Source organism: Mycoplasmopsis glycophila (genome assembly GCF_900660605.1).
GTDB lineage: Bacteria > Bacillota_I > Bacilli_A > Mycoplasmatales > Metamycoplasmataceae > Mycoplasmopsis > Mycoplasmopsis glycophila.
Genome location: NZ_LR215024.1, coordinates 259997 through 275308, shown reverse-complemented (window position 1 = coordinate 275308; position 15312 = coordinate 259997). Strand labels below are relative to the sequence as shown.

The following is a 15312-nucleotide window of genomic DNA, read 5'->3' as shown; positions in this document are numbered from 1 at the left end:
TTGGTAACACATATTTGAGATCTTCATTTGATTTTTAATTTGAGGTTTCTTTTCTATTTATAAAATTGCAAAATAAAAAATACCCGAAGGTATTTTTAAATTATTATTTAGCTTGTTTTGCAATTTCAACTAACATTGAAAATGTTTTTGGTTCGTTAATAGCTAATTCTGAAAGCATTTTACGGTTAATTGTAACATTAGCTTTTTTAAGTCCGTTGATAAATGAAGAGTAGCTCATTCCTTCTGCTCTTGTAGCAGCATTAATACGAGCGATTCATAATTTACGGAAGTTTCTTTTAACTTGTTTACGGTCTCTAAATGCGTATGTTCAACCTTTAACAACTTGTTGTTTAGCAACTTTGTACCCGATTGATTTGTGTCCAAAGTATCCTTTAGCTAATTTAAGTCATTTTTTACGTCTTGCTCTTGTAACTGTTCCACCTTTAACTCTTGCCATATTTATTTTTCCTTTCTTAAAATGATTCTTATAAAAACGAAATATTTAATAACAAATTCAAATTATTAAATCAATGCTTTAAATCTTTTAAGGTCACTTCTTGACATAAGAGCAGATTTACGTGCTTGACGTTTTTGTTTTGTGGTTTTATTTTGTGCTAAATGAGAACGGAAAGCTTGTTCTCTTAAAATTTTACCAGTACCGGTAACTTTGATACGTTTTTTTAACGCACTTTTAGTTTTCATTTTTGGCATTTAATTCTCCTTCTTTAGTCTGTTGACTTTGTTCTTTTAGATATTTAGTGATTTTTTGTTTATTTGGTTGTAAATTCATATCCAAGAAACGTTCATTGACCAATTTAGGTTCTGTCGATTTATCAGCAATATCTTCCAATGTTGCAAAAAATTTATCTAAAGTATTCATACCTAAATCTTTACGTCCAATTTCTCTACCACGTAATTTTAAAGAAACTTTAATTCTATCTCCTTTGAGTAAAAACTCACGTGCCTTACGACTTTTTGTCATTAAGTCATTGTCTCCAATCATAGGAGTTAGACGAACTTCTCTATTTTGAACAATTGTTTGTTTTTCTTTAAGTTCTTTTTGTTTCTTTTTACGATCGTACTTAAATTTACCATAGTCGATAATTCTAGCAATAGGTTTAGGCTTAACGCTAATTAAAACTAAATCTTTACCTTCTGCTTTAGCAATCTCGATCGCATCTTTAGTGTATTTAACACCAATTTTTTCTCCATCAGAAGCAACTAAAAAAACTTGCTTAAATGGTATGTTGTTGTTAACGATATGTTCTTGTTGTGGTCTTTTTTTGTCTTGCATAAATTATTCATCCCCAAATATAAAAATAAAGTGGTTAACCACTTCTTCTCTACTAAAAAAGGTACCATAATTTAATTGATACATTAATTGTAGCAAAACCCATAGTTATAGACTATCAGGTGAGAAGTGAAATTCTACTTTCTGCAATTAATTTTTTATTGCTTTTATATTTTAACACATTAGACTAAATTCAAAAGAAAATAAAAAAAGGATTTTTTGATAGAAAAAAATATTTAATTGCAATGTTTTTTATAGCTTATTTTATGCTAATTTATGTTCAAAAAAGAAAATGGAATAATTTCCACTTTTTGGAGAAAACTTGTTTTTCTTTATGTTAATTGTTTTTATAATGTTGTATATTTTATATGGGACTATATGTCCCACCACTGTTTAATTAAAAACAATTTTGGTATTATCGAAAATTTTATTTTATTTTTATATTTAATTTATATTTTTTAAACATGTTTATATTAACTTTTTAATAATGATGAATTGTTTATTTTTAAATGTCGCATAAAAATAGACGCATATTCTCAACTTGTTTTTTATTTTCTAAATTAATAAGATATTGTTTTTTCAATATTCAATTTTTAATTAATGATTAAATTTTATTTAAAGGGACTAAACGTAAGTTTAGTTCTTTTTTTGTACACTTTTGAAATTTTTTTATCTACTTAATGGATGAAGAAAAAAATCATAAAAATTATTGGAGCAGTTGTGCTGCTTTGTTCTTTTAGTTTTTTGTTGTATTTAGCTAACTTTACACTTTATCAAAGTAACTTAAATAAAGTGAACTTAAACAAAAAACAATATATTTACATTTTAAGTGGTTGTACAAAGCAAGATAAGATTATTTCAAATAATAGCTTAAGTTTTAGGGAGTTATTTATCAAAGCTGAAATATCTTCCTTTGCGGATCTTTCATCATTTGAATTAAGTGCTAAAGCACCTACAAATAAAGAAATTTTTATACCTTTTAAAAATTTTAAACTCAAATGAACAGAAATCATAAATCAAAAACAATTAAGAAATATTGGCTTAAATTCAAAACTAATAACAAAATTATTGAACTTTAAGAAGAGTCAAAAAGGAAAACTTCCAACATGAGAAAAGATAGCATCATCCAAAAAATTTACATTTGAAGAAATACAAACTTTAAAAGCTATTTTGATTTTGAGCTAAAATGAATTAATTTGCTTTTGACTCTGTCTTTGTTTTGTTATTTTCTAGTTACTAAAAAATTGCCAGTTTTATTTTTAATTAGCTTGATGGTTTTTATTAATGTCTGACTTTTTGGTTGAAAAGTGCTTTATGTACTCTTGATTACTACCTTAATTATCATAACCTTCTTTTTTGTGAGAAAAATAATTGCAGAGAAAATACTTTCTAGTCAGAACGTAATTAAAAAGCTCAAAGTTATTGATATTACAAGTAATAAAGTAATTGCAAGCGACTTATTTTTTAACCAGTTTGAATTTAAAAAGCCTTCAAATATTCAACTTGATTTATATGAGAATATTCAAATTAGAGCAAAAATAATAAAGAATTTTAAGCCATTCAATAATCTAATAAAAATAAGTTTAGAGCAAATTGAAAAAATTGGCACTTGAGATATTAGATATTATTTTTTCAAATATTTTAATAATTTAGATCCTGACTATAAAGAATTTACAATTACACTCCTTTTTGGGTTTAATTTTAATTTAGAAAATCCAATGATTTTAAAAATTAAGGAGTTAGGAGTTTTACATTTAATTGTAGTAAGCGGACTTCACTATCTAATACTATTTAAAACCCTGAAGTTATTAACAAATAAATTTGATAAAAAAGGGATTTTAATATTTGTGTTTTTAATAATTTATTTTTGATTTGGAAAAAAACAGGTTTCTGCGTGTCGTGCAATTAGTTTTATTTTGATTTGAAACTATTTTCCTAAAAAAATCTTTAAAAAGAACTTTCTTTTTAGTAAATATAAATTACTGGCATTAATTGGCATTATTAATTTAGTTTGAAATCCGTTTCTCGCATTAAAAACAGGTTTTTGAATAACTTACTTTTTAGCTTTTTATTGAAATAGCCAAAATTTAAAATCTAAAAAGTGAAAAATTTATCTTGAAACAACTCTAATTAGCCTTTTTATTAACTTGATTTTTAATAACGAAATATCTTGATCAACATTTCTTTTCGCACCTTTTCTAACAGCTTTATTTGAATGTATTTTAATTTTATCTCTTGTTTTATTTTGAGCAGTTCCTATCATAATTTTGTTAAATAGAATTGTTTTCCAAATTATCAATATATTGCATTTTATGAACTTGTCGCTGCTAGTTGAACTGAACTCATTTTTTTATCACTTTATTTATTTAAGTTTATACTCTTTGTTAACGAAAAATTTTTGAAATTCGAAAGATTTAAGTCGTAAAAAATGATGAATAAAATATAATTAATTTATGACATTAATTTATGGTGCTGAACTTTTTTTGATTGAAAATAAAATTAAGAAAATTAAACAACAATATAAAACTGAAGATATAGTTTCACTCAAGAATAAAGATTTAGATTTAAATGAAATAATAAATCTCATTAGTTCTAAAAGTATTTTATCAAGCTCAAGATGCATAATAATGTATAACCTTGATGTTCTGAACCAAAAAAAGATCAAAAAAGAAGATGAACAGTTACTTTCGAAATTTTTAAAAATCTTGCAAAACGAAAAAGAAGATCAATTAATCATAGTTCATGAAAATGCTAAAATACAAGAAAATACATTTACAGATGAACTTTTTAAAATACCTGAACTTCAAGTTATCTACACCGAAACAATTGATTCAAAGATTTTGCCGAATGAAATAATTAAATATATCCAAAATAAAGGTGGACAAATTTCATATCTTGATGTTTTGTTTTTGATTGAAAAATTACCTGATAATTTAGGTTTAATAATACAAGAAGTTAATAAGTTATTACTGATTAATAAAAAAATTAATAGAGCAAGTATTGAAGAAGCAATTTCTGATTACGCAATAGTAACTAACTTTAGTTTGATAAACGCAATTCAAAGTGGCGATTTTCATACAATTTATAAAGAATATAAAAACAAAATCAATTCAGGAGAAACTATTATTCAATTAGTTTCACAAATTTCATGATCACTTATTTTTGCACACCAAATTTATAGCCTTAAAAAATTAAATATGTCAAATAAAGAAATAGCATCATTTTTAAAAGTGCATGAATACCGTATCAAGCTTGCTCTCGATCAAATTACCAAATACGGGATTAAAAAAATTCGCAAAATTATCAAAAACCTAGCAGATCTTGATTATAAATTAAAATCTAGTTCGTTAGATGAAGTAGAATTGTTTGAATATTTTTTAATCAATAACTTTATTTTCGATTAAAAAATAGTAAGATATAAATACATCAGTTGGCAGAGGTTACTTTATGTAATCTAGGAAAATCCGCACTAGCACTGCCTGCGACGGTAGTAGTGTTCATGCTAAGCCCAATAAGCTTAGGCCTAGACGACTAGTGCCACAGAGACGAGAATTGTGAAACGGGTAAACTCCATGAGCTAGAAACTCAAATTACGGTAGAGGAACCTGAAATAGGAAATGAACGAATTTCGGGAACGTATTTAATTAAGTACGTTAGATAAATTGTCAACACCTTATTAATTTAAGGCACAGAAAGCGGTTTATGATGTAATAAAAACCACCTTTATGGTGGTTTTTATTTTTTAATAACCTTGTTCAAAAATAGTTGTTGTTTTTGAACCATCTTCAAATCCATTTGGATAAATTTTTCGAAGGTTTTCACGATACGAACTAGTTTGTTTTGGGTATTTAGTCTTATCAGCTCCATCAATTAAATTGTAAGCATAGGCTATTTTACCATTAGCTAATTTAATATCTGTTGCTTGAATTAAAGGTGTATACGATGCAGCTTGAAGTAAGTCTCCATATTCCGCTCTTTGACTTACACCACTATAAATTCCTACTACTTGTCCAAAATCATTATAAACTACCGAACCTGAAGCTCCATAGTACAATGAAGAAAAGCGAATATTATAAATTAGTCCGTAAAAATCTAAAAATGGTCTATTTCAAAAACGTTTTACAGCTGGGTTGCCGCTTTGAATTTTTGAATCGAAATTATTTGTTGAAAAAGCGAATGCATCTTTGTTTTTTGGAGATTTAAAATAACTAATAATATCACTATTTCTTTCTGTTGGATTATTTTGCATTCAATAAACTAAATCATGTCTAGAAGCAGGATAACCAGCAACATAAAGGTTCTTGGCATTTGCAAGCGAAATATTATTATAGTCACTATAAGCTTTAGTTAGTTGATTTTGACCTTTCGAAACATAGTCTGCAATGTGAAAAGGAATGTCGCTAACTAGTCTGTTTGGTGAAACTTCACCTTTGCGTAAATTATAGCGATCAAGAGCATCAATTGCATTTTTAACTCAAGTTTTTAGAGTGCCAGATGTTTGCGCGGAGTTTAGATCAATATCGAACTCAAAAATAGCAAAATCAGAATAAAACGGAATTTTATTAAGTGATTGTGCATATCTTACTGCAGCTTGATATTGTGCCTCTCCATTTTCGTTTTTAATATATTCTATAGATTCCAAAAATTTAGCTTTATAAGCTGCTAAATCAAGCCCATTGTATGCATTAGGATCATTCATAAAATCCACAGCAGCAAAAACTATTTGAGGGCTTGAAATTCCGTTTTGTTTACCATACTGATAATTTACATTTCCACCTTTATCTTGAATATGATTTTTTCAAGATTTATTAGGAATGTCGTTAAAATTAGGTCGATTAATTGTTTTTCCTAACGCAAAATCTACAACTTGATTTTGCGTTGGATCTTGATAATTTAAAAGTTTAGGATTACTATGTGCGTTGCTAAAAAATTCAAGAACGTGCATATTTGTGGCCATGAAAATTTTATATTTATTAGCTGCATTTGTATATTTATGATAATCAATAATTCATGCTGTACCTTGAGCTGGTTCGAATGGTACATTTTGATTTTCCTTATTTTGAATCGAATATTTAAAAGTGAATGTACGGTCGTAAATCTCGCCATAAATCATTTCACTAGTAAGTGAATTTTTAAGTTTCTCAAATCGACTCATAAAGGAGCTATCAGGATAACTATTTTCTTTTGAAAAATCTTGGATTGGGAAGTTTCAAGGAAGTGAAGGTACATTTGAATTATCTTCACTTTCATCACCTGGATTTGGTTGTGAAGGATTGTTATCAATATTTGGTAGGTCTGGATTTTCAATCGGTGTAGAAGGAGCTATATCGCTAGGTAGTTTAGGAAGTGGTTCTAATTGACTTAATTTTAAAAGAATAACTTCACTAGATGTATCTTTAACTAAATGAACTTTTGAAAGTGTTTTTAGAGCGTTTTCTTTTTGTCGAATCTCATCAATATTTGCAATTGTATTAGTTAAAATTTTTTGGAGTGTATCATAGTCGTTTCTAATTACATCTTGATTTTGGAAATACTTTGTTTTAAGTTGAGCTAATTCTTGTTCTTTATTAAAAATATTTTGTTGCGCCTGTTTGGTCTTTAAATTTTCTTCATTCATTGCCTGTAATAAAGCAATTAATTGAGTGTTTTGAACTTTTTGATAATCAAGATCCGATAGATCGATTTTGACTTTTAATTTAGCTAAAGCATCTTGAGCTGGAGCATTATTTTTTCAAAGTGTATCTTTTTGATAATTAGCAATTTTCTCGTTGAGCTTGTCGTTTAAGACTTGGTATTGAGATTGAAAGAGTCTCACTTCAGATTCAACATTTGAAATGTCTCCACCAATTTTATTGTAAAAGTCAATTTTTTCACTTCAGTTAGCATAAATTGAATTGTAATTTTCAATGTCAGTATTTATTTTTGAACGAATACCGACAATTTGTTCTTTAATTTCTTGAATTTTGTTTTCTTGAGCTTTTTGAATATTTTGAGAACCGCTGTTTTCACTAAAATTAGCATCTTGAATTTTTGAGTAACATGAACTTAATAAAAAAGGTAAAGGAGACGACAAAAGAATTAATGACGCTATTTTTTTAGATGATTTAAAAAACTTCATAATCTTGCTCCTTATTTTTTAAATTTATATGCTTCAGGTATTATTTGTGTTCCTTTTTTGAATAAATTAGTTTTAAAATTTGAACCATAAAGCTTTTCGAGTGCTTGGCGATATGAAGTTTTCTGGTTTTTTCCACCACCATAAATTAAATCATATTGCTCAAGGTTATATTTACCATATTGTCCTTGGTAATCATAACCATTACTTCTTAAAGCTTGTGATAAGTTGATTAAAGTATTTCCTAGAATATCTCCAGAAGCAAAGTTAATTGCTAAAATATTTCCATCAATATCTCTAATTGAGCTTCCACTTGATCCACTCATTGGTTGTCAATTAGTAAGCACATACCCAAGTCCATAGGTTAAATATTTATCACCTTGATAAGTTGAACGTGGATCTTTAAAAACTTCAACACTAAATGGCTCATTTTTTTCACGATTAAAAACTGGCGAAGTGATTGTTAAATCAGTAATTCCTGGTTTATTAACAAAATTACGATAAGCAAAGTTTTTCGATAGCGAATGTCCATATTCAATAACACCTTTATCTTTTGATCTTGGTTTATTAGTTCATAAACTTGAAGTGTAATCTAATAATGCTCTTTGAGATGGTTTAAGTGATTTTGCGCTTAAATCATAATCTGTTCGCGAAGTCGGGAAACCAACAGCAATAAAGTTAACATTCATTTTGCTTACGCTGATATTTTTATCACCATCACGAACTTCGACCATTTGATTAGCTATATTATCATATTCAGTTAAAACATCATAATTAGCCATTCTTGAGTGCACCGAAGATCTTGTTCCTGCATAATCGTTTGTCATAATTTCAGCTAGTTGATTAACATTTTGTACTTTTGTAAAATTATCTGAACCATCAACTAGATTGCTTGAATAACCTATAGCATTTTCAAATGAATCAGGTTGTTGTTTGCTAAAATCAACCTCTAAAATTGCAAAATCAACCATTTCTTCATAATTAGCATTAGGGTCATCAGCAGCTAAATAATCGCTTGGACTTTGATTTAAAAAATCTGTTGCAGCATAAACTATTTTCACTTGATTTGGTCTTAAAGTAACTGTATCTATCCATGGATCTCACTTGTTAGGAGATAACTCTTTACGAATAGGTACATTTGTTCGAAACTTACTTAAAGTAATTGATTGTGTATAACCATAAACATTGTTTTCAGCTTCTTTTTTAGCTTTTAAAACCTTATTGTATTCTAAAATTCATTCTGAAGGATTATTAGCATCTACAATTGTGTATTTATTGAGTAATTTTTTATATTCAGCATTATTTTCACCATATTTTAATTTTAGTTGCTCCATTTTTTGCATTGCTTCATTTGACTCGTCGATCATTTGATTGTAACGAATGTTAGGTTCTCTTAAAGCGTCAGCTTCTTTTTGTGATTGAGCTAGATTTTTGTATGGCTCACCTTGCAATCCTGCTTGCCTTCTAAATGGCATAACAACGTGTAAATTCGTTGCGATATATCATTTAGTTGGGTACGATCCGTCATTTGTTGGTACATAGTCTAAAATTCAAGCAGTACCATTATACACACGCTGTTCGTGTTGTCCTCTAAAAGCACCTTTTTTACCATTTTTAATAATGTCATTTTGGTTATTGAATCTAATCTCAAAAGTCTCGATTGCTGCATTTTTGTAAAGTTCATTTGCTAAATATCTAGGTTTACCACGATCGTTTGCATCAGAACCATAGTAAGAACGTTTTAAATCATGCTGAAGCGGATTTAAAACAAGATGCGATCCACTTGGGTCAGGAATTGAATAATTTTTAAGAAAAGCATCTCTAAAAAATGGTTGATAAGTTTCTTTTGATTTATTATCAAAATTTGTAATAAAGTCAGCTGAATACTCTTTATATTTTTCAACATAAGGAGCCATATTTAAACGATTAATTAGTTCTTTTAAATAAATAGATTCATATTCAATATATTTTTTAAGACCTTCTTGATCCGGATTATTGTAATTTAATGATAAATCATCAAATTTAAAAAGTCTTGAATATTCGCTTGATATTTCAGGATTAGGCAATGGAATTTTACTTGGTTGATTTGTTTTGTCTTGTTCAAAGCCTGGAAATGAAATAGATCCATTATTTGGGTCATTTGGATAATCAACAACATCTCCACCTTCAGAACTTCCATTATTTGAGCCGCCTTTTTCTGTAATTGGATTTTTTGGTTCTGGCTCTGACTTTATAGTTTTACCAGCACAAGCAGCTGCTAATAAAGGAATTGAAGAGGATAAACTTAATAAAAGAAGTTTTCATGAAATATTTTTCTTCATAAACTACTCCTTATCTAGATTAAGATCTTCAACTGATTTGATGTATAAAAATTTCTCTGCAGGAACATCTAAAAATTCTCCGCTTAAAATTCTTTCAACAGAAGTAATTGTGTCTAATAGTGGAACATAAGCACCTTTTTCATGTGTAAAATGCTCTGTCATAAAAAAGTATTGTGAGAAGAAGTTTTGTAATTGCAATGTCTTTTTAACAATAACTTTAGATTCGTCGTCAAGCTCATCAATACCTAAAATTAAAATAACATCTTCGAGCTCTTTATATCTTTGTAAGATTTTTTTAGTTTCTAAAATAGCATTGTAATGTCTTTGACCAATAATAACTGGATCCACACTACTTGAAGTTGATTCAAGGGGATCAAAAGCTGGATAAATATTTTTTGAAGCAACATCACGTGAGAGAACTAAAGAACCATTAAGATGACTAAAAACAGCAACCGCAGAAGGGTCCGAAAGATCGTCCATTGGTAAAAAGACTGTTTGGAAACTAGTGATAGCACCATTTTCGTTACTAAAAAGTCTATTTTCAACTTGTGAAATATCTGTGTTTAAAGTTGCTTGATAACCACCAATTGATGTTTTTTTATCAAGAGAAACAGAAGTTTCACTTCCAGCTTGCAAGAAACGGAAAATATTATCAATAAAAAGAAGAACATTTTCTTTGTTGTTATCTCTTAAGTATTCAGCAGCTGTAATACCAACTGGTACAATTGACATTCTCGCTCCTGCTCTTTCGTTCATTTGAGCAATATACATACTTGAACTTTGCATTAAGTTTGACTCTTTAAGATCATTATAAAGCTCCACACCTTCTCTTGACCGTTCTCCAGCACCTATAAAAATCGAAGATGTTCTTTCTTGGTTTTTTGATAAGTTGAAAATCATTTCTTTCATTAAAACTGTTTTTCCAACTCCAGCTCCACCAAAAATACCTACTTTCGCTCCTTTTAAAATCGGAATGAAAAAGTCAATTGCTTTAATTCCGGTTTCTAAAATTACTGGTTCAAATGAATAATCTGAATTTGTAATAATAGTAGAATCCATTTCAACAAATTTAAAATTAGTTTTATCGCTAGTTAGTGATTTACCATTAATATTGAAAATTTCACCTTTTGAATCACTCCCAACAGGAACCATAAATGATTTACCTGTTGCGAAAATTTCTTGATCAATCACAAGATTTTCTCTACTCTCAACGATAATTGCTAAAAGTTGATTATCATTAAGTATTTTCTTAACTAAAAGTGAACTTAAATCATTTTTTGTTTTTAAAACATGGTTAATTTTTGGTAGAACTTCATTTTTAAAACTTACTTCAACAACGTCTGATCATATTTTTGTAATTTTTGCACTCATTATTTATTCTCCTTAAGTTCATATGAAATTGAAACAAGAAGTTCATCGCTTAATGGCGCAAAGCCTTCATCAACTTGAATATTTCAATTTAAATTATTGAATTTTGAAAATTCATTTAAAGCGAATTTGAAGAAGTTTTTAGCAAGAGAATCGCTTTTTTGTTTATTTGATACTAAATTTTCAAAAATTTCTTTAGCAAGCGGATCTTGCTCTATGAATAAATTCACAAATCTTAAAGCTAATTGTATATCAGTTACACCCACTAATGTTCCTCAAGTTATAAGTTTTGATGCTAAAAACATTGTTTTTTCAGAGTAACTTGAAAATCCTTTTTGAATAAACATTGTTTCAGCTAATGCCCCATTAGAAATAAGTTGGCTCATATCATCGTTGAGATCATATTTTAAAGATGCAAGTTTAATTTGTCTTTTATATGCTTTGTATAATTTCCCAATCTCTGATGCCACACGTGCTATGTAAGGTTTTTGCACATTTCCACCGATACGACTTACTGAAAGATCAATATCAACAGCTGGTAATTTACCTAAAGCAAAAAGTTCGCTATTTGTTACAATTTGACCATCAGTAATAGAAATTACGTTTGAAGCAACTAATGAAGTAATATCATTTTCAACTGTTTGAATAATTGGTAAAGCAGTAATCGATTTACGGTTTTTGAACTTACCACTTCTTTCGAGTAATTTTGAATGATTGTAAAACATATCACCAGGGAAAGCTTCTTTTCCAACAGGTTTATTAGTTAAAAGCGCTAATTCACGAACAACATTAGCATGATTTGTTAGATTGTCAAAAATAATTAAAACATCATCTTTCATTGATATATTTTCAGCATGAGCCATTCCGATATAAGGAGCTAAAAATTGTTCATAAGGATTCGAAGAAGAAGCATCGATTATAAAGGTATAATCTAATGCTCTATTTTCTTTTAGGATCTTATAAACTGAAGCAATTTGAGATTGTTGTTGTCCGATTGCAACATAAATACATTTAATATTACGTCCTTTTTGATTGATAATAGTATTAAGCGCAATGTGCGTTTTTCCTGTTTTACGATCACCAATAATAAGCTCTCTTTGGCCCTTACCAATAGGTATTAATAAATCAATATTAATGTATCCTGTATAAAGTTGTTCAGTAAGTGGTTCGTAATCTAATAAAGTATTATTAATATTAAAGATATTGTGTGATGTTTCTAAAAAATCTCCTGAAAAAGTAGAATATGCAGGATAAAGAATGTCACCATTTATGTTAATAATTTTGCCATAAATATCGCTTGGAGTTTTTACGATATCACTAAATGCAACTGGTTCTACTTCTGAACCAATAGCAATTTCGCCAAGACCTTGATTAGCTAAACAAAAAGCACGATCTTCAGTAGCTGAAATAAGCATCATTTGTGTATTTTGTTTTTGATTTTGAACTTGAAAAATTTGATTTTGTGCATAATTAAATTTCCCGCTTAATTCTACAACATAATCAAATATTGCTGTAATAATTGGTTTTTTCATTATAAAATTCCTCCGATGAAACTTAGGATTATTAAAGTTATTCCTAATAAGAATGTTAAAGAAGATACAACAATCAAAATAATGCTACTTCTTCTACTTAATTTAATTTTTTGGATTTTTGATAATTTTAATAAGATTCAGCTAATTAAAGTTGATAATCCAATAAAACTAAAGATTGAACCTAAAATTTGTAAAGTTGTTGTTTTTTTAGTTTTTTGAGCAATTGGTTTTGTGATTTTGATTTTTTCATATGCTTGCTCAAATTTTTTGCTAGGATTGTCGCCACTTGCAACACGGTCTTGTGGATTTAAAGAATCTGCAGTTGTTAGAATACTTAAATTAATTAATGTATTTTGAACTTGTTCAAGCACTAAAACATAATGATCATATTTTTTCTCGATATTAAAACTACTTGAATTAATAATAGCACTCAGAAGATCTAAATCATCAGTAAGATATTTAAATCCATTTTCAAGAACTGCAAGATCATAACCAAAATTTTTAAAATTTGATTTGATAATGCTTAATCTTTTTTGTTCAATCACTTCTTTAAGTTTAACTACAAGTTTTTTATATGTCACAATTAAATATTCAAAATAACCATAACCTGTATTATTTTTAGAGTTTAAATTATTGTTTTCAAGATTGAAAGTGAGTCGATCAAGAGAACCTAAAAAAAGGTTTAACAATTCTTTTTTATAGTTACCTTGTGGTAAAAGAGTTTTGCGTTCTTCGCCTTGTAATTCGTAATTTGCATTTTTATAAAGTCGAACTAAATTAAAATATTCTTTTTTAAATTGATCTTTTTCGCTTGCTGGTTTTAAAAGATTATTCGCAGCAACAATCATATTGTAAGTTGTTGTTACTAAACTTTTATTACCTAAATTCTTGATTTGAATATTTTCCCCAATTCCAAGCGCTTTGTAAAATCTCTTATATGTTTCACGCATTAAATTGCTTGCTGATTCAATACTTAATGAAGTTTTTTTATCTGTTGGTATTTCAAAAGTAGTTTTATAAAGACGAGTTTTTGCTACATTTAAAATATCTCTAATTTTGACACTCACAATAAGCTGTGGAGTTGCTACACTATTATTCCCTTCCCTTTCAATTGCTAAAGATTGAATTTTATATTCATATCTTGTGAAAATAGGGTTATCAAAGTAAAATCTATCATTAAATAAACTAATGTCAGAATTACTTTCTTGCACAAGTTCTTCATAGTTTGCACTATTTTTAAGTTTTTGTGCATAAGTTTCGAAAAATTCATACTTAATAATTGGTTTTAGTTCAGGCACAAATTTAAATTCACTTTCTTCCAAAGGATCGTTTGGTGCTTGATCACTTGTAATTGGTGGAAAAGGATCATCTTGATCAATATCATCATCATTTGAGTTTTGAAGCAAATCAAAAGAAGTGAATCTTTGAATTACTTTTGAGCGAATATATTCATCTCAACTGTCGAAACCTTCAGGAACTGAAATTGTAACTCCTTGGTGAGAATCATCAAACGACATTGAAGTGTTTATTTTTCCTAAATTAGAATTTTCATCAGCAGATTTTAAAGTTGGTATGTCATTTTTATTAGCAAAAATGTCAGCAAATTCAGTGTTTAATTCATCATAATATGTATAAACTTTTTCTGTTAAGTAATCAAGTGAAATTGTATTAACTTTTCCACCCTCTGTTTCGTTAGGAAAAACTTCTTCAGTAGGATATGAAGCTGTAACTCCATATTTAATACTTGGGTATTCTTGATTTTTGTAATGAACAGTTGCTGTATAAATTTCTTTATTTAAAGCTAAAACTTTTGGATAAACAATATTAAATCCATACTTTAGTGGGTTTTCTAAAATTGCTTCACGATTATCTTCTAAATAGTCAGCTACTTTTTGCAAATAAATAGCTTTAATAATTTCATTTGATGATGCAGAAGCAATTTGAACTAAATCTTGCGCCTTACGACGGAATTCAAGAATTTGGTTGTCTATAATTGTTGATAATCTCTCTTGTGTAATTTTATCTACAACTTCACCAAAAGTATTAAACGAAGGGTTAATCGTAGGTTGCGAGTTGGAATTATCTCCATCTGCATTATTTGTATTGCTCGATTCATTATCCCCTGTGGCAGATAAAGTTAAAACAGTTGGAAAAACAGTCACAGGAGTAACAAACGAACCTAAAAATAAGTGAAATTTAGATTTTTTCATTATTTACACTCCTTTACTAATTCAAAATTCAGTAAAGCTGTTTCATAAAAAACTTCTTCTCTCAGTTTTAACATTTCTAATGTATCAAAGAAATAAATGTTATTAGCTTCATACGATTGAATAAGTTGAAGTTGTTGTTTTTTATGAATAAGCTGCGAATTCTTATCTTTTAAAGTTTTTTTATTCATTTTTTCATGAACATAAAACTCTAGTTTTCCCTTGTATCTCAGTTCAATTTCGTTTTCACTATAAATAATAAAAGGATTGTTTAAAATAAGATATTTGGTAGCATTATTTTCGTTTTGATCTTTAATACCACTTAAACGGAAAAATCCTTTTCGTATGCTTGCAACAGAATTAGGTTTAAAAGTTACTCAATAATCTTTTAATTCATTATTAATTTCAAATTTTGTGATCTTGAGTTTTTTGATTTCGAAAGATTCGGAAACAAGTTTTAATGTGATTTTGCTCATTA

12 protein-coding genes and 1 other RNA gene are annotated in these 15312 nt (G+C 28.1%); 4 read left to right on the top strand and 9 right to left on the bottom strand.

Going from position 1 to position 15312, the window contains the following annotated elements; all coding sequences use genetic code 4:
* Positions 1–103 precede the first annotated feature (103 nt).
* The 3 genes from rplT to infC all read right to left on the bottom strand — a co-directional run bounded on the left by rplT (position 104) and on the right by infC (position 1294).
* Positions 104–457, bottom strand: a complete 354-nt coding sequence (gene rplT / locus EXC46_RS01070) for a 50S ribosomal protein L20 (protein ID WP_027333528.1) — start codon at positions 455–457, stop codon at positions 104–106.
* Between the two features lie 65 nt (positions 458–522).
* Positions 523–711 (bottom strand): 50S ribosomal protein L35, encoded by a 189-nt coding sequence (rpmI, locus tag EXC46_RS01065; RefSeq protein WP_027333529.1) that lies wholly within the window; start codon positions 709–711, stop codon positions 523–525.
* Positions 692–1294 (bottom strand): translation initiation factor IF-3, encoded by a 603-nt coding sequence (gene infC / locus EXC46_RS01060; protein WP_027333530.1) that lies wholly within the window; start codon positions 1292–1294, stop codon positions 692–694. The genes rpmI and infC overlap by 20 nt, the downstream gene beginning before the upstream one ends.
* Positions 1295–1975: 681 nt before the next feature.
* On the opposite strand from infC, the gene EXC46_RS01055 reads away from it, so the two are divergent.
* The 4 genes from EXC46_RS01055 (at position 1976) to rnpB (ending at position 4998) form a co-directional block, all read left to right on the top strand.
* Entirely contained in the window at positions 1976–2476 is a 501-nt protein-coding gene (locus EXC46_RS01055) for an MAG0490 family ComEA-like DNA-binding protein (RefSeq protein WP_129622110.1), read from the top strand.
* Positions 2398–3741 carry a ComEC/Rec2 family competence protein gene (locus EXC46_RS01050; RefSeq protein WP_044888872.1) on the top strand — a complete coding sequence of 448 codons (1344 nt, stop codon included), beginning with the start codon at positions 2398–2400 and terminating at the stop codon, positions 3739–3741. Before EXC46_RS01055 ends, EXC46_RS01050 begins: the two co-directional genes overlap by 79 nt.
* Positions 3742–3744: 3 nt before the next feature.
* Positions 3745–4695, top strand: a complete 951-nt coding sequence (gene holA, locus EXC46_RS01045) for a DNA polymerase III subunit delta (RefSeq protein ID WP_027333533.1) — start codon at positions 3745–3747, stop codon at positions 4693–4695.
* A gap of 18 nt (positions 4696–4713) precedes the next feature.
* Positions 4714–4998: RNase P RNA component class B (rnpB, locus tag EXC46_RS01040), an RNA gene on the top strand.
* Between the two features lie 35 nt (positions 4999–5033).
* Here the strand turns inward: rnpB and EXC46_RS01035 are convergent.
* From EXC46_RS01035 to EXC46_RS01010, 6 genes are read right to left on the bottom strand one after another with little or no spacing between them, the layout of a single operon-like run.
* Positions 5034–7409, bottom strand: coding sequence for an MIP family Ig-specific serine endopeptidase (locus EXC46_RS01035; RefSeq protein WP_052353010.1), 2376 nt, complete (start codon positions 7407–7409; stop codon positions 5034–5036).
* Between the two features lie 11 nt (positions 7410–7420).
* The gene (mip, locus tag EXC46_RS01030; RefSeq protein ID WP_027333534.1) at positions 7421–9727 is read right to left on the bottom strand and encodes an Ig-specific serine endopeptidase MIP; all 2307 of its coding nucleotides are present in this window, start codon (positions 9725–9727) and stop codon (positions 7421–7423) included.
* Positions 9728–9730: 3 nt separating this feature from the next.
* Positions 9731–11098 carry an MSC_0618 family F1-like ATPase beta subunit gene (locus tag EXC46_RS01025; protein WP_027333535.1) on the bottom strand — a complete coding sequence of 456 codons (1368 nt, stop codon included), beginning with the start codon at positions 11096–11098 and terminating at the stop codon, positions 9731–9733.
* Entirely contained in the window at positions 11098–12627 is a 1530-nt protein-coding gene (locus EXC46_RS01020; RefSeq protein ID WP_044888873.1) for an MSC_0619 family F1-like ATPase alpha subunit, read from the bottom strand. Before EXC46_RS01020 ends, EXC46_RS01025 begins: the two co-directional genes overlap by 1 nt.
* Positions 12627–14837, bottom strand: a complete 2211-nt coding sequence (locus EXC46_RS01015; protein ID WP_027333537.1) for an MSC_0620 family F1-like ATPase-associated subunit — start codon at positions 14835–14837, stop codon at positions 12627–12629. Before EXC46_RS01015 ends, EXC46_RS01020 begins: the two co-directional genes overlap by 1 nt.
* On the bottom strand, positions 14837–15310 hold the full coding sequence (locus tag EXC46_RS01010; RefSeq protein WP_027333538.1) for an MSC_0621 family F1-like ATPase epsilon subunit: 474 nt from the start codon (positions 15308–15310) through the stop codon (positions 14837–14839). Before EXC46_RS01010 ends, EXC46_RS01015 begins: the two co-directional genes overlap by 1 nt.
* Positions 15311–15312 lie beyond the last annotated feature (2 nt).